This window comes from Arthrobacter sp. Soil763, from assembly GCF_001428365.1.
GTDB lineage: Bacteria > Actinomycetota > Actinomycetes > Actinomycetales > Micrococcaceae > Arthrobacter.
Genome location: NZ_LMSH01000002.1, coordinates 1,118,802 through 1,133,834, shown reverse-complemented (window position 1 = coordinate 1,133,834; position 15,033 = coordinate 1,118,802). Strand labels below are relative to the sequence as shown.

12 protein-coding genes and 2 tRNA genes are annotated in these 15,033 nt (G+C 70.6%); 1 reads left to right on the top strand and 13 read right to left on the bottom strand.

From position 1 onward, the window contains the following. Window positions 1-4 precede the first annotated feature (4 nt). From ASG71_RS08880 to ASG71_RS08865, 4 genes are all read right to left on the bottom strand, one after another. Window positions 5-1,621 (bottom strand): GTPase, encoded by a 1,617-nt coding sequence (locus ASG71_RS08880; RefSeq protein WP_056738262.1) that lies wholly within the window; start codon window positions 1,619-1,621, stop codon window positions 5-7. After that, window positions 1,618-3,411, bottom strand: a complete 1,794-nt coding sequence (locus tag ASG71_RS08875; RefSeq protein ID WP_056738261.1) for a dynamin family protein — start codon at window positions 3,409-3,411, stop codon at window positions 1,618-1,620. The genes ASG71_RS08880 and ASG71_RS08875 overlap by 4 nt, the downstream gene beginning before the upstream one ends. Before the next feature lie 76 nt (window positions 3,412-3,487). Then, window positions 3,488-3,563: transfer RNA gene (locus ASG71_RS08870), tRNA-Glu, on the bottom strand. 130 nt (window positions 3,564-3,693) lie between these two features. Beyond that, window positions 3,694-3,765: transfer RNA gene (locus ASG71_RS08865), tRNA-Gln, on the bottom strand. A 354-nt stretch (window positions 3,766-4,119) separates the two neighbouring features. Between ASG71_RS08865 and ASG71_RS08860 the strand changes: the two genes are divergently transcribed. Further along, window positions 4,120-5,613: a hypothetical protein gene (locus ASG71_RS08860; RefSeq protein ID WP_056738260.1), complete on the top strand. Its 1,494-nt coding sequence runs from the start codon at window positions 4,120-4,122 to the stop codon at window positions 5,611-5,613. Window positions 5,614-5,623: 10 nt separating this feature from the next. On the opposite strand, the gene ASG71_RS08855 is transcribed toward ASG71_RS08860, so the two are convergent. The 9 genes from ASG71_RS08855 to ASG71_RS16810 form a co-directional block, all read right to left on the bottom strand. Then, window positions 5,624-6,355, bottom strand: a complete 732-nt coding sequence (locus ASG71_RS08855) for an HAD family hydrolase (RefSeq protein ID WP_056738259.1) — start codon at window positions 6,353-6,355, stop codon at window positions 5,624-5,626. Further along, window positions 6,355-7,890, bottom strand: coding sequence for a glutamate--tRNA ligase (gltX, locus tag ASG71_RS08850; RefSeq protein WP_056738258.1), 1,536 nt, complete (start codon window positions 7,888-7,890; stop codon window positions 6,355-6,357). The genes ASG71_RS08855 and gltX overlap by 1 nt, the downstream gene beginning before the upstream one ends. Window positions 7,891-8,145: 255 nt before the next feature. After that, window positions 8,146-8,922 carry a fumarylacetoacetate hydrolase family protein gene (locus tag ASG71_RS08845; RefSeq protein ID WP_056738257.1) on the bottom strand — a complete coding sequence of 259 codons (777 nt, stop codon included), beginning with the start codon at window positions 8,920-8,922 and terminating at the stop codon, window positions 8,146-8,148. A gap of 78 nt (window positions 8,923-9,000) precedes the next feature. Then, complete coding sequence (locus tag ASG71_RS08840; RefSeq protein ID WP_056738256.1) at window positions 9,001-9,792, bottom strand: MBL fold metallo-hydrolase; 792 nt, start codon at window positions 9,790-9,792, stop codon at window positions 9,001-9,003. 25 nt (window positions 9,793-9,817) lie between these two features. After that, complete coding sequence (locus tag ASG71_RS08835; RefSeq protein ID WP_056738255.1) at window positions 9,818-10,192, bottom strand: DUF1304 family protein; 375 nt, start codon at window positions 10,190-10,192, stop codon at window positions 9,818-9,820. Window positions 10,193-10,369: 177 nt separating this feature from the next. Continuing rightward, window positions 10,370-11,482, bottom strand: a complete 1,113-nt coding sequence (locus ASG71_RS08830) for a branched-chain amino acid aminotransferase (protein WP_056738254.1) — start codon at window positions 11,480-11,482, stop codon at window positions 10,370-10,372. Between the two features lie 108 nt (window positions 11,483-11,590). Continuing rightward, the gene (locus tag ASG71_RS08825; protein WP_056738253.1) at window positions 11,591-12,643 is read right to left on the bottom strand and encodes a 3-isopropylmalate dehydrogenase; all 1,053 of its coding nucleotides are present in this window, start codon (window positions 12,641-12,643) and stop codon (window positions 11,591-11,593) included. A gap of 62 nt (window positions 12,644-12,705) precedes the next feature. Beyond that, window positions 12,706-13,464 carry a class F sortase gene (locus ASG71_RS08820; RefSeq protein WP_082574979.1) on the bottom strand — a complete coding sequence of 253 codons (759 nt, stop codon included), beginning with the start codon at window positions 13,462-13,464 and terminating at the stop codon, window positions 12,706-12,708. Window positions 13,465-13,546: 82 nt separating this feature from the next. Beyond that, window positions 13,547-14,908 (bottom strand): hypothetical protein, encoded by a 1,362-nt coding sequence (locus ASG71_RS16810; RefSeq protein WP_200947955.1) that lies wholly within the window; start codon window positions 14,906-14,908, stop codon window positions 13,547-13,549. Between the last annotated feature and the right edge of the window lie 125 nt (window positions 14,909-15,033).

Here is a 15,033-nt window from a genome sequence, read left to right as displayed (position 1 = left end):
CGGGTCAGGCCTCCGCGGCCTTCAACGCCTTCCTGAACGCCTGCAGCCGGCCGACCTCCAGTTCCACCGGGTCGACCACGAGTTCCTCGGCAACGGCGGCGACGGCAGCCTGCAGGCGGCGCCTGGCCGCCCGGGCCCGGCCCCGCGCCGCGGCTCCGGCAATGAATTTCGCCGCCAGCGCCAGCACGATCCCCAGCAGCACTCCCCCGGCCACCATCACGGTCGCGACCGGCCAGCCCTCGACCCGCGGCATCTCCGGAACCGGGAGCTGGAAGTACGCCAGCCCTGCCAGGACCCCCAGCCAGGCGAGGCCGCCGACCGCGACCAGCAGGCCGAGCCACTGGATGATGTTGAAGGCCGTCCACCACCAGGACCCGCGGCCGGCTTTGAGGTCGGTCCCGGCAATGGCCTGGTCCAGCGCGTCCGGCAGCCGCTCCCGGCCCTCCCGGGCGGCACCCCGGATTACCGCGCGCCAAGGTCCCGGCGCGCCGTCGGACGCTGCGTCGGCAAATTCGCGCACCGCGGCGTCCGTGCGGGCCCGCTCAGGGGCCCCCGCCGGCGGCAGTGACGTCCGGTTCAGCTCCGGCCGCGCCTCGGTGCGCCGCAGATTGAGCCTGCGGAGCGGGTCCGGCCGGAACCGGACCAGCCACCGGGTCACGGGCCACCCGGTGCGCCGTGTGGCCTCCTGCCGGTACGAGCGTGCGACGGCGTCGACCACCACGGGAACATTGGCCGCGACGGCCAGTTCGCCGGCCAGCCGGTCCCGGGTTCCGGTCTTCACCCCGGCGGCTTCCCCAGGGCCGGACGCCTCGGCAAGCCGGGCCGCGGCCCGGTCCACGTCGGCGGCGAGCCGCTGCGAGAGGGCCAGCCGCTGCATGGCCGCCTGCCGGATGGCGGCGCGGACCTTGTCCACTCCGGTGCCTACGACGGCGGAGGCGCCCAGCACCTGCACCTTGCCCAGGCCGTCGCGGGCCAGGATGCCCTTCAGGGATTCAAGGACCGGCCGGATCTCGTGCTCCGGCAGCCGATCCACCTGGTTGAGGACCACGAGGGTGACAGCGGCGTGGGAGGCGAGCGGGGCCAGGAAGTCGTTGTGCACGGCGGCATCGGCGTATTTCTGCGGGTCAAGGACCCACACCAGCACGTCCACCAGGCCCACCATGCGCTGGACGATTTCGCGGTTTTCGGCCCGGGTGGAGTCGAAATCCGGCAGGTCCAGCAGGATCAGGCCGGTGCCGTCGTCGGCGAAACCGGAAACGGGGGTGGCGTGGTGCCGGTTCCGCACCTCCAGCCAGTCGAGCAGGGCGTCACTGCCCTCGGCGCCCCAGATGCCGGCGAGGGGTTCGGAGGTCGTGGGCCGACGGGCGGCCGCGGTGGCGATTTCCGCGCCGCTGACTGCGTTGAAAAGCGAGGATTTACCGCTGCCGGTCGCACCGAAAAACCCCACGACGGTGTGATCTGCCGAGAGCGAGCGGCGCGAACTGGCCCGTTCCAGCACGTCGTAGACCTCATCCAGCGTCTCCTCCGGCAGCGCTCCGGCTGCGAGTTCCCGGGCCTCGTCCAGGGCTTCCAGCCGCCGGTGCAACTGCGAGGCCTGCTTGGCGGCGGCGTGGCGGTTCATGCCGCCGCCGCCAGCCGGCCCAGGGCCGCGGCATGCGCGGTGAGGGCGGTGGGCGGCACGGGGTCGGGGTCGTCCAGCCGGTCGAGGAACCGCCGCTGTTCGGCCTGCAGCAGCCGCTGGCAGCGGGCCTGGAGGTCGTCGCGGGCGGTCTTGGCCAGGCGCCGGACGGCGTCCTCGCCGAACACCGCTTCAAGGACGCGCTGGCCGACGACGGCGGTGCCGCCGGCGACGCCGATCTCCAGGCCGGTCAGCCCGGCGGTCATGGAGAAGACGACGATCATCAGGGCGGCGCCGAGGCCGTTGATGCCGAAGGACAGCCAGCGGGCCTGGGTGCGTTTGCCCTGGCCTTCGGTGCGGATGAGTTCCATCAGTCCGCCCTGCCAGGCGCGGATTTCGGCGGCGATGGCGTCGGCGAACCCATCGCTGGTGCCGGAGAGGTCGTCGGTGCCCAGCAGCTGGCGGCCAGCGGGGTCGGAGCGCCAGCGCTGGTCGGCGTCCTCGGCGGCGTTGGCGGCCTCGTCCAGGATCACCGCCTGCAGGCCGGTCTCGATCGCGGCCTCGACCCGCACGGCCGGAGCGGGTTCGCCCCGGAAGAAGGCTCCCATCCGGTCCCGCAGCCGGCCGATGTTCTGTTCCATGACGCGGAAGAACTCCCCGGTGCCGACGAAGTCCTGCCAGCGGGCCAGGACTTCGCCGCGCAGCAGCGCCCCGTCGCGGGTCGCATCCAGGATCCGGGCGACGGCGTCGTCGTAGGCGCCGGTGGCGTCCTTGGCCAGCAGCCCGGCGGCGTGGTGCTGGGCGGAGACGGCGCCGGCCACGGCCTCGACCCGGCCGCTGAGGGCCTTGACCGTGCCGTTGAGCGTCCGGCGGGCGATCGCGGCGCGGCCGGCGGCGTCGGCGGCCAGGGTACGGAGCCAGCCCTGCAGCGGCGCGACGGCGTCGGCGGGGAGCATGCCCATCGCATCGAGGGGTACCTCGGGAACGACGAACAACCGGGCGGACCCGAGACCCTCGCGGGTGAGCATGGCACGGAGATCGGTACTGACCTCCTCCTCTGCCGCCGGCGGCACCCGGTCCAGGACCACGGCGACCATGATGTCGCGGGAGGCGGCGTCCAGCAGCAGGCGCCAGGGGACGGCGTCGGCGTAGCGGTTCGCGGTGGTGACAAAAATCCAGAGGTCGGCGGCGGCCAGCAGCTGGCCCGCGAGCCGGCGGTTGTCGTCCGAGATGGAGTCGACGTCGGGCGCGTCGAGCAAGGCGATGCCCTGCGGCACCGCGGGGTCAGCGGCGAGCACCAGCGAGGTGATCGCCGCGGCGTCGGGCGTGGGCCCGGCCTGGTGTGCGGGCAGCGGGTCGGCGACCACGGTGCCGCGGATCCGGCTGAGGCTGGGCAGCACCCGCTGGTCCTCGAACCATTCGGCGTCGACCGGGTGGTGCAGCAGGATGGGCTGGCGGGTGGTGGGGCGGATCGCGCCGGCCCGGGTCACCGGGTGTCCCACCAGTCCGTTAACGAGGGTGGACTTCCCCGCCCCGGTGGAACCGCCCACGACGGCCAGCAGCGGTGCGTCCAGGCTCCGGTAGCGCGGCAGGATGTAGTCGTCCAGCTGCGCCAGGGCTTGTCGGATGTCCTGCCGTGCCGTATCGGCGCCGGGCAGCGCAAGCGGCAGCGTGACCGCGGCCAGTTCGTGGCGGACCGCTTCGAGCAGGTCGACGGCGGCTGCCTGGCGGGCGGCGGGGGTCTGCTGGCCGGCGGCGTCCTGCGGGCGGGCGCCGGGGGTTTCGTTGGGCATCACAGCTTCATCATGCCAGTTGCTCCGGCAGCATTAACGAAAAACGGCCCCGGGCTGATGCCCGGGACCGTTCCTTTGGTGACCCCAGCGGGATTCGAACCCGCGTTACCGCCGTGAGAGGGCGGCGTACTAGGCCGCTATACGATGGGGCCAAGTACTTTCTGAACAGCATTTCTGCCGTTCAAGCCAAGCTAGTATTTCACAGCTTTGGCTTCCCTTCCAAATCGGCCAAACCGTTTCGGAGGGTCTGATATACCGCGGAAATCCGCGGGTTTCTCAGAGCTGGGATACCAGGACTCGAACCTAGAATGACGGTACCAGAAACCGTAGTGTTGCCAATTACACCATATCCCAATGGAACTTTCGGGCCGGTCCTGCAGGCTCAAACCTGCGCTCCCAGCGCCTCAGCACGAGTAATTACTTTACCCGAGACTTTTGTCCGGCACAAATCGGCGCTCAGGGCCCCCGCGGCGGCGGTTCCGACGTCGGTTCCGGCCCGGATTGCAGGCCCCTTGCGTCCAGTTACCGAGAAAACCCTTGCCAATTCGGGGGCGATAAGTTTACTCTCGGTAAGTTACCAATGAGTAACAATCCCTCCCCCACTCAACTGCGGGTAGAACGACGCCCCATCCCGGGTGTTAGCTGCATCACAGTTGCGGGGGGCCCGGCAGCGGCCGTTGCCGGCGAGACCGTCGAGAGGAACCACCCGTGACACAAAGTCGTGCCGCAACCGTCCCGCCCCGCACCCGGGCACAACAGATCGCCATCGCCATCCTGGCCCTCCTGCTGGTCGCCCTGCTGGGCTTTTACACCCTGGTCACCGGCCGCATCACTGACGGGTCCGCGCGGCTCAACGACGGCGCCGGCCAGGCCGCCGCCGGTGCGGCTCAACTCAAGGACGGGGCCGGCAAGCTCGCCGCGGGCGCCGGGCAGGCGGACACCGGGGCAGGCAAGGTCTCAGACGGCGCCGCCAAAATCCAGGACGGGATCGCCGGGAAACTCGCCCCGGGCGCGGACAAGCTCCAGGCGGGAGCGGAGCAACTGGCCACCGGTGCCGTGAAGATCCAGGCGGACGTCAACAACAAGCTGGCACCGGGCGTCTACAAGGTCGACGACGGGGCGCAGAAACTGGCCGCCGGCGCTGTCCAGCTCTCCGCGGCCCTGACCCCCACGGCCTCCGGCACCGCCCCGAACAACCTTGCCGACGGTGCCACCCAGCTCGACGCCGGCGCGGCCAAGCTCGCCGACGGTACCGGCCGCCTCGCCGGCGGCGCGGTCCAGTTGAAGGCGGGCACGGACCAGTTGAAGGCCGGCACCGACCAGCTCAAGGGGTACCGCGGGGCGAACAACAATCCCGAGGCCGGCACCGGCACAGCCGCGCTGGCCCAGGCCCTGGAACTGCTCCAGGCCGCGGCCAACGACCCGATCCAGGGCGCGGTCCCCCTGGCCCTGGTGAAGGACAAGATCGCTAAGATTCTCGCCGGCGCCCAGCGCCTGGATGCCGGCGCGGGCCAGCTGCAGGCCGGCGCGGTCCGGCTGCAGGACGGCGCAGGCGCGCTGAGCGCCGGAGCCGGGCAGCTCGACGCCGGGGCGGGCCAGCTCCATGCCGGCACCGGAAAGCTGACGGCGGGCTTCGCCACGCTGGCCGAGAAGCTCAATAGCCGCGACCCGAACAGCCCCGGCGTCGTGATGGGCACCCAGCTGCTGGCCGATGGCACCGCCAAGATCCGGGTGGGCATGGACGGGGTGCCGGGCGATCCGGAGCACCCGGGCCTGCTCAAGGCAGCCGCCAGAATGACCGATGGAAGCTCCCGGCTGGCCGACGGGACGCTTGCCCTGAATGCCGGCATCCAGGGCAATCCCGCCGATCCGGCCAACCCGGGCCTGCTCAAGGGGTCCACGGCGCTGGCCACCGGCGCCTCGCAGCTCTCGGACGGCAACACGAAGCTGGCGTCCGGTTCCTCCCTGCTCTCCGACGGGGCTGCCAAACTGGCCGACGGAAATGCCCGGATCGCCGAAGGGACCGGGACGCTGTACTCCTCCGCCGCGGCCGTCTCGCCGTCGAACCTGGTCAAGCCCGATGCGGCGGTGGCGCTGGGACTGCTGGCACTCCTGGCCCTCGGCGCCGTGGGGGCCTACCTGGCCCTGCGGAACCGGCGGGCAGTGCAGGAGCGTCGCCGGCTGACGCAGGACACCGTCTAAGCGGTGTAGCTCAGCCGAGCAGTTCGAGCAGGGTGGTGACCTCGCGACCGGCGAAGCCGGGAGCGGGGTCGCCGCCCCGGTTCAGCCAGACGCCCAGCAGGCCGGCCGCCGTCGAACCTTCAGCGTCCAGCAGCCGGTTGTCCCCCACGTAAAGCGTTTCGCCGGCGCCGGTGCCGAGCCGGCGGACCCCCTCAAGGTAGATCGCCGGGTCCGGCTTGGGCACGCCGACCGTGTCGGTGCCCACCAGCACGCGGATCCGCTCCAGCCCGGCGGCGTCCAGCTTGACCCGCTGGTAGTCGTGCACGTTGTTGCTGACCGCGCCGTAGGGGATGCCGGCGAAGTCCAGCGCGTCCAGCAGCGGGCCGACGTCGTCGAAGGGGCGGATGTAGCTGTGCTGGCGGCTGGCGTAGGAGCTGACCCAGTGGTGGGCCTGCTCGCCTTCTTCAAGTTCGACCCCGAAGTGCCCGAGCGCCGCCCGGCCGCGCAGCAGGCGTTGTTCGTTGAAGGTAAGTTCCCCGGCCAGGTAGCGGTCGTAAAAGTGGGTGGTCTCGCGGGTGAAGATCCGCCCGAACCGCTCCCAGCTGGCGTCGTCGAGGCCGGGCAGGAGGTGCTCGCTGACGTCCCGCAACGCGGCCGTCATGGCAAACTCCAGATCGACCAGGGTGTCGTCGATGTCGAAGAGCACCCCGCGGATCCCGTCCAGCCCGGCGGCGAGGACCCCGGACCCGGCCCCGGCGTTCATCAGCCGCGGAAGGCGCGCAGGCGGGCCAGCGACGAGTCTTTGCCCAGGATGACCATGGACTCGAACAGCGGCGGGGAGATCCGGCGGCCGGAGACGGCGGTGCGGACCGGACCGAAGGCCAGCCGGGGCTTGACGCCGAGCCCCTCCACGAGGGCTTCCTTGAGGGCGGCCTGGATGCTCTCGGCGTTCCAGTCGGCGATGGGCTCCAGCGCAGCCAGGGCGGCATCCAGGACCTCGGTGAGGTTCTCCGGCAGGCCCTTGCGGGCGTCGTCGGCGACGTCGATCGCGTCGTCGGCCTTGAACAGGAAGGCGACCATCTCCGGCGCCTCGCCCAGCAGCGAGATGCGCTCCTGGATCAGCGGCGCGGCCTCGGCGAGGATTTCCTCCTCGCGGGCGGTCAGTTGCTCCCCGACCAGGCCGGCGGACTGCAGGTAGGGCACCAGCCGGCCGCGGAAGTCCTCCGGGTCCAGCATGCGGATGTGCGTGCCGTTGATCGCCTCGGCCTTCTTGATGTCGAAGCGGGCCGGGTTGGCGAGCACGTCGTTGACGTCGAAGTTCGCGATCAGCTGCTCGACGGTGAAGATGTCCTCATCCGCCGACAGGCTCCAGCCCAGCAGGGACAGGTAGTTCAGCAGGCCCTCGGGGATGAAGCCACGGTCCCGCAGCAGGAAGAGGTTGGACTGCGGGTCACGCTTGGAGAGCTTCTTGTTGCCCTCCCCCATGACGTACGGCAGGTGCCCGAAGACCGGCAGGTAGCTGGCGACGCCGATGTCCATCAGCGCCCGGATCAGCACCACCTGACGGGGCGTGGAGGAGAGCAGGTCCTCGCCGCGCAGGACGTGGGTGATGCCCATCAGGGCGTCGTCCACCGGGTTGACCAGGGTGTAGAGCGGGGAGCCGTCGGCGCGGACAATCACGTAGTCCGGGATGCTGCCGGCCTTGAAGGTGATCTCGCCGCGGACCATGTCCGTAAAGGTCACGTCTTCGTCCGGCATGCGCACGCGGAGCACCGGCTTGCGGCCCTCGGCCTTGAACGCCGCGAGCTGTTCCTCGGTGAGGTTCCTGTCAAAGTTGTCGTAGCCCAGCTTGGGGTCCCGGCCGGCGGCCTTGTGGCGGGCCTCGACTTCCTCCGGGGAGGAGTAGCACTCGTAGGCGTAGCCGGCCTCGAGCAGCTTGGCGACGACGTCCTTGTAGAGGTCGAGGCGCTGCGACTGGCGGTACGGCTCGTGCGGGCCGCCCACTTCCACGCCTTCTTCCCAGCTGATGCCGAGCCACTTGAGGGCCTCCAGCAGCTGCTGGTAGCTCTCCTCCGAGTCGCGCGCCGCGTCCGTGTCCTCGATGCGGAAGACGAAGGTGCCGTTGGTGTGCTTGGCGTGGGCCCAGTTAAACAGGGCCGTGCGGATCAGGCCGACGTGCGGGGTGCCGGTGGGCGACGGGCAGAACCGGACCCGGACCGGGGTTTCGGCGGTGACTTCGCGGGCGGTTTCCGAGGTGGCGGTGCTGGGGACGGCGGCGGGCGCGGTGGGAGTAGTCATAGTGCTACCAACTTTACCGCGTGCCCGGCGCCGGAATCCGCTGCGGAAACGGACAGCCGCACAGGTTCCGGACCAGCGCGGCGGTTCCGGACTGGGGCGGCGGTTCCGGACAGGCGCGCCCCGGGCCCGGGGTGCGCCTGTCCGGAACAGGCGCGCTAATCCGTTGGGCCAGCGCCCGCGGGCCCGCCGCCGTCGTACCGGCGCCTGCATCCGCTGCGGAAACCGGCAGCCGCCTTCGCCGCTCTGGCGTCGCCCCTAGCGGCGGACCACCGGATTGGAGAGCCGGCCGATGCCCTCGATCTCGACCTCGAAGCGGTCGCCGGCCGTGACCAGGCCGACGCCGGCCGGGGTGCCGGTCATGATGACGTCGCCGGGCAGCAGGGTGAAGGCGTGCGAGACAATCGAGACCAGTTCCCGCACCCCGCGGATCATCTGGCTGGTGCTGCCGTCCTGGCGCAGCTCGCCATTGAGCCGGCCCTGGATCTGCAGGTCCTCGGTGTCCAGTTCGGTCTCGATCCACGGGCCCAGCGGGGCGGAGGTGTCAAAGCCCTTGGCCCGCGCCCACTGCAGGTCCGTCTTCTGGACGTCGCGGGCGGTGAGGTCGTTGCCGCAGGTGTAGCCGAAGACCACGTCGTCGACCCGTTCCTCCGGAACGTCCTTGCAGATCCGGCCGATCACGACGCAGAGCTCGGCCTCGAAGGAGATCTCCTCGGAGAACTCGGGCAGGATGATCGGATCGTTGGGCCCGACCACGGAGGTGTTGGGCTTGAGGAAGAGCAGCGGCTGCGCCGGGACCTCGTTGCCGAGTTCGTGGGCGTGCTCGACGAAGTTCCGGCCGACACCGACCACCTTGCTCCGCGGGATGATCGGGGCGAGGAGCCGCACGTCCTCGAGCTTGTGCTTGACGGCGGTCCGCTCCACACCGTGGAAGAAGGGGTCGCCGTTGATGACAGTGATTTCCTCACTGCCGGGCTGGCCCTCAACAATGCCGTACATGGGATCAGAATCGACTACAAACCGGGCGATACGCATGGCTCCAACCCTACCGTCTCGGCCCGGCCGGCACGCACTCACCGTCCCGGTGACGGCCCGGGCGGCGCAGGCTGAGGCTTAGCTGGCGGCGGAGCGCAGGTAGTCCAGCTGGGCGGCGACGGAGAGCTCAGCCGCGGGCCGGACGGCGGGGTCGACGGCGGCGTACACGGCGTCGGCGACGTCCGCGACCGCGGCGTCGGCGCCGAGTTCGGCGAGGGCGGCGCGGATCTGGGCGAGCCGGTCCTGCCGGTGGTCGCGGTAGGCGCGGACGATGCTGTCGAGCGCCGGCAGCATGGGACCGTGCGCGGGCAGGACGGTGGCCGGGCCCAGGGCCTCAAGGCGGTCCAGGGAGTCGAGGTAGTCGCCCAGCTTGCCGTCGGGGTAATCCAGCACGGTGGTGCCGACGCCGAGGATCGTGTCCCCGGTCAGGACGGCACCGCCGGCGCCGTCGGCGGGCAGGTGGAAGCAGACCGAGTCGGAGGTGTGCCCCGGCGTCGCCAGGACCCGGATCTCCACCCCGGCGGCGTGCAGCACCTCGCCGGCGCGGAGCGGCTCACCGCCGTGGCAGTGCGCGGGATCGGCGGCCCGGACCGGGGCGCCGGTGAGCGCGGCGAACCGTTCGGCGGCGGCGGTGTGGTCTGCGTGGCGGTGGGTGATGAGGATGAGCTCGACGGTGCCGTACCGCGTCAGCTCCTGCAGATGCTCCTCGTCGAGGGGCCCGGGGTCGACCACGACGACGCCGGGCGAGCCGGGAGCGGACACGACGTAGGAATTGGTGCCGTGCAGGCTCATCGGGCCCGGGTTCGGCGCCAGGCGGAAGCGGGTCAGCTCGGTGCTGCGGACCAGGGCGCGGGCGTCATCGGGAATCACAGTTCCATCTTCCCACCGGCGGCCCTCAAAGGAGCAGCAGCCCGACAATCACCGCGGGCAGCAGGGCCTCGGCGAGGGCGCTGGCCCACAACCGCCGCTCGGAAACGAACAGGATGATGCCCAGCAGCACGTGGCCGGCGGCCGTGAACAGCAGCAGCGCACGGCCCGCGCCGGGGTCGGAACCTGTGAGCATCAGGGCGCCGATGATCGCTCCGACGCCCCAGATCATGTTGTAGAAGCCCAGGTTGAAGGTCCACATCCGCACGGCCGGGACGTCGTCAGGCTTGATCAGGAACAGCCGGTGGAAACGCTGGTCGCGGAAGAAGAAGGACTCAAGCACCCCGACAAGGATCAGCATGGCCCCGAAGATGACGCCGAGAACCTGGATCAGCCCGGTCATGGATCGATTTTGGCCCCGCCGCCGCTCCGCACACAGGGGCTTGTGGCCCGGTCTCCCCCGGTGCACCACGCCAGCGCCGGTGCTGCGTCGAAGACTCTCGCAAACGACGACGGCGGCCCGCACCACCGGGGTGCGGGCCGCCGTCGGGCGTTGCAGCCGGAGCCGCGCCGGGCCGGGCTATGCCAGGCGGGTCAGCCAGCCGTGCGTGTCCTCGACCGTGCCGGTCTGGATGCCGAGCAGCTGCTCGCGGATGGCCATGGTGGTCTCTCCGGCGGTGGCGTCTTCGGAGCCGATGAACTCGGTCTCGTCCTTGAGCACGCCGATGGGCGTGATGACCGCTGCGGTGCCGCAGGCGAAGACCTCGGCGATCTCGCCCGAGGCGACGCCGTCGCGCCACTCGTCGAGGGTGATCTTGCGCTCGGTGACCTCGCGGCCCATGTCGCGGGCGACCTGGATGACCGAGGAGCGGGTGACGCCTTCGAGGATGGTGCCGGAGAGCGCCGGGGTCACCAGCGAGCCGTCCTTCATGACGAAGAAGACGTTCATGCCGCCGAGTTCCTCGACCGCGTTGTCGTTGAACTGGTCCAGGAACAGCACCTGCTTGCAGCCGTGGGCCTCCGCCTCCTGCTGGGCGATCAGGGACGCTGCGTAGTTGCCGCCGCACTTGGCAGCACCGGTGCCGCCGCGGCCGGCGCGGGCGTATTCGCGGGAGATCCAGATCGACACCGGCTTCAGCTCGCCGCCGAAGTAGTTGCCGGCCGGGGAGGCGATGACCCGGAAGGAGACCTCGCGGGCAGCCCGGACGCCCAGGAACGCCTCGGTGGCGATCATGAACGGGCGCAGGTAGAGGGCTTCGCCGTCGCCGCTGGGAACCCAGTCCCGGTCGACCGAGACGAGTTCGCGGATGGCGGCGAGGAAATACTCCTCGGGGAGCTCCGGCAGGGCCAGTCGGCGGGCCGATTTGTTCAGCCGGGCGGCGTTCGCCTCGGGCCGGAACGTCCAGACGGAGCCGTCAGCGTGGCGGTATGCCTTGAGGCCCTCAAAGATCTCCTGGCCGTAGTGCAGGACGGCCGCGGACGGGTCCAGCGTGATGGGGCCGTAGGGTTCGATCCGCGCATCGTGCCAGCCGCCCTTGCCCTCGGCGTCGACGCTGTAGTCGACGATCGCGGTGTGGTCGGTGAAGTGGTCGCCGAATCCCGGGTTGGCCAGGATGGCTGCACGCTCTTCTGCGGACTTCGGGGTCGCCGAGAGCCGCTGGCTGAATTCGACGCCATGGGCAGTCTGGGTCATGGTTCCTCCACGGTCGGCTGCCTGGCGTGTGAACGTGGTTCAGCCTCGGACCACGGCAGCATGTTGGTGATTCGAGACAAGCTTACGCCCGCGTGCCGTGCGGGCGGCCTACAGTGCGGCGGCGATCGCGTCCCCGATGGCGGCGGTGCTCCGGGAGCTTCCGTCGCGGCTTTCGACGTCGGCGGTCACGGCCGCCTCGATCTTGCGGGCCGCCGCGCCATAGCCCAGGTGGTCCAGGAGCAGCGCCGCGGACAGGACTGCCGCGCTCGGGTCGGCTTTCTGCTGGCCGGCGATGTCCGGGGCGGAACCGTGGACCGGTTCGAACATGGACGGCGCGGTGCGGTCCATGTTGATGTTGCCCGAGGCCGCCAGGCCGATGCCGCCGGTGACCGCGGCGGCGAGGTCGGTGAGGATGTCGCCGAACAGGTTGTCCGTCACGATCACGTCGAAGCGTGCCGGATCGGTGACCATGAAAATGGTGGCCGCGTCCACGTGCAGGTAGTCGTGGCTGACCTCGGGGAAGTCCTGGGCCACGGCCTCGACGGTCCGCTTCCACAGGTGCCCGGCGAAGACCAGGACGTTGTGTTTGTGCACCAGGGTCAACTTCTTGCGCGGCCGCTCATTGGCGCGGCGGAACGCGTCCCGGACCACGCGCTCGACGCCGTGCGCGGTGTTCAGTGAGACTTCGGTGGCGACCTCGTGCGGGGTCCCCGCCCGCAGGGTGCCGCCGTTGCCGACGTAGGGACCCTCGGTGCCTTCGCGGACCACGATGAAGTCGACGGTGCCGGGGTTGGCGAGCGGGCTGCCGACGCCGGCGTACAGCTTGGAGGGGCGCAGGTTCACATAGTGGTCCAGGCTGAAACGCAGCTTCAGCAGCAGTTCGCGTTCGATGATCCCGGAGGGGATCCGCGTGTCCCCGGGAGCGGCGCCCACCGCGCCGAACAGGATAGCGTCACGGGTGCGCAGGTCCGCCAGGGTGGCATCGGGCAGGGTCTCCCCCGTCTCCAGCCAGTGCTGGGCGCCGAGCTTGTAATGGGTCTGCTGCAGGACGATGCCCTCGGCCGCGGCGGCCTTCTCCAGTACCTTCAGTGCCTCGGCGGTAACTTCCGGACCGATGCCGTCGCCGGGGATAACTGCCAGGTCAATCGTGGATGCGCTCATGTTTTCAGGGTAGCCAAGGCATCCGCATGCTGGTCAAACTGTCTCAATATTCGGACCGCCCGTTAGCCGGTCTTGAGCGGCGAGGCGACGACGACGACGTTCTGCCCCCACAGATCCCCGGTGTAGCAGGAAATCAGCACGAGCCGGTTGGGAACCACTGCCCAGACCGGGCTGTCCTTCAGCGTGGACTTCACATAGGTGATCACCGAATTGACCTTGTAGTCGATCGCCCCGGTGGCGGTGTGGACGGTCAGCTTGTCCCCCGCCGCCGCGAGCGTGCTCAGCCGGTTGAACGGCGCATCCACTCCCTCCCAGCTGTGCCCGACGACGTAGGTGGTGTTGGTCGACCCCGTGCCCGGGACACCGAAAGGTGCCAGCCAGTAGCCGTCCATCGTCTCGGGCGGCACGATGCTCTGGCTCGCGGCCTCGCCCGCGCTGGGTTCCAGGCGATGGACGGCGACGTCGATCCGCGCCGCCGGGTAACTGATCCGCATCGGTGCGGAAGCCTTGGGGACCTGAACCGCGGCCGGCGTCGTACGTTTCGGGGCCGCCGGGGCTGCGCTCTTTCCGGTTCCCGGTGTCGCCGCCGATGCCGGGACTGGGGCCGAAGGGTAGGGTGCCGCAGAGGAGGCCGTCGGGAGCGCCGCGGCTGCGGCGGGGCCCTGCCCGACGGGAGCGGTGCCGAGGGCGCCGTAGATCAGCCAGGCAGCCAGCAGGCCGACGATGCACAGCACCAGCAGCGTTTTGTCCCAGCCGGCCAGCATCAGTCCGCGGCGCGCTGTTGCCCTGGCGGGAAGTTCGGGGATGCGGGTGCGGGCCATGAGAGCTCCTGGCTGGGTAGTTGCCCGAATGCTGTGAGGGTGCGGGCCGGCTGCCGCGCTGGCAGCCGGCCCGCGCATGTTGCTAGCTGTCAGCGTTCCTGCGGACTCCGCCCCGCAGGAGGGCCGTAGCGGCACCTGCGGTCAGCAGCCCCGTCAGGATGGCGAGCCAGGCCGGCGTGCCGGTTGCTGGAGCCTCGTCAACAGCGGTCTGGACGTTGTAGCCCATGTTGACCACGGGTGCGGGAGCGCCCTGTGCCGCGCCGGTGGGTGGTGCCACTGGCTTGGCCGCGGGAGGCGCGGCCGGCTTTACGGCCGGAGGGTTCTGCGGCTTGGGGGCCTGCGGTTCGTCACACTCGTCCTTGTCCCCCTTGTCCGGCCAATCGCAGTCATCGCCGTGGTGATGACCCTTGTGACCCTTGTCCCCCTTGTCCGGCCAACCGGCGTGATCACCATGGCCGCCGCGGTCACCCTTGTCGCCACGGTCGCCACGGTCGCCACGGTCGCCACGGTCGCCCTTGTCGCCACGGTCGCCGCGGTCGCCGCGGTCGCCCTTATCCCAGGTGCCCGGCCAGCCCGCGCGGTCGGCCTGGTCGCCACGGTCGCCCTTGTCCCACTTGCCCGGCCAGCCGGCGTGGTCGCCCCGGTCGCCCGGCTCGCACTTGTCCCACTTGCCCGGCCAGCCGGCGTGATCGCCATGATCGCCCTTGTCACCGTGGTCGCCATGGTCGCCCTTGTCACCCTGGTCGCCGTGGTCGCCATGGTCACCGTGGTCGCCATGGTCGCCCTTGTCGCCATGATCGCCCTGGTCGCCGTGGTCTCCGCGGTCGCCCTTGTCGCCCTTGTCCCCCTTGTCGCCCTTGTCGCCCGGCTTGTGGGAGCCAGGCTTGTCCCCCTTGTCGCCCGGCTTGTGGGAGTTACCCGGCTTGTCGCCCTTGTCGCCGCCATTGCCTGGCTGGTGGGAGTTATCCGTCGCTCCGCCGGCGGCCGGGGGGTTGGTCACCGGGCCGGCCGGCACCTCGGGAGCCCCGGCGTTGTCCGGCTTGTGGGAGTTATCCGGCAACCCTCCGGCGGCCGGCGGGTCGGCCGGCGGGTCGGCCGGAGGGGCGGCCGGCGGGTCGGCCGGAGGGGCGGCCGGCGGGTCGGCAACCGGCGGAATGGTCACCGGGCCGGGCAAGGTGTCCGGCTTGTCCGAGTTATCCGGTGTTCCCGACGCGACGGGCGGAATCGTCACCGGGCCGGGCAGGGCATCAGGTGTGCGCGAAGTGTCCGGCGTACCGGTGCTGCCCGGCGTGCCCGGGCTGCCGGGCTGGCCGGCCCCGGGCGTCGGGCCCGGACCGCCGTTGCCGGGCGAGGACGTCACTGTCCCGCTTCCGTTGCCATTGCCTTCGGCGGCGGCGTTGGCCGTGCCTGCGGATCCCAGCAGGGCCAAGCCCAATATCCCCATTGTTGCGATTGTTCGTCTCATTACTGGTTGCTCCATCACGAGTCGACTTCCGACCTGACGGCACCACACGGAGTAACTCCGGCGACCGGGGCGCGTGTCCCCGGCCTGAAAATTGCGGGTGAGTG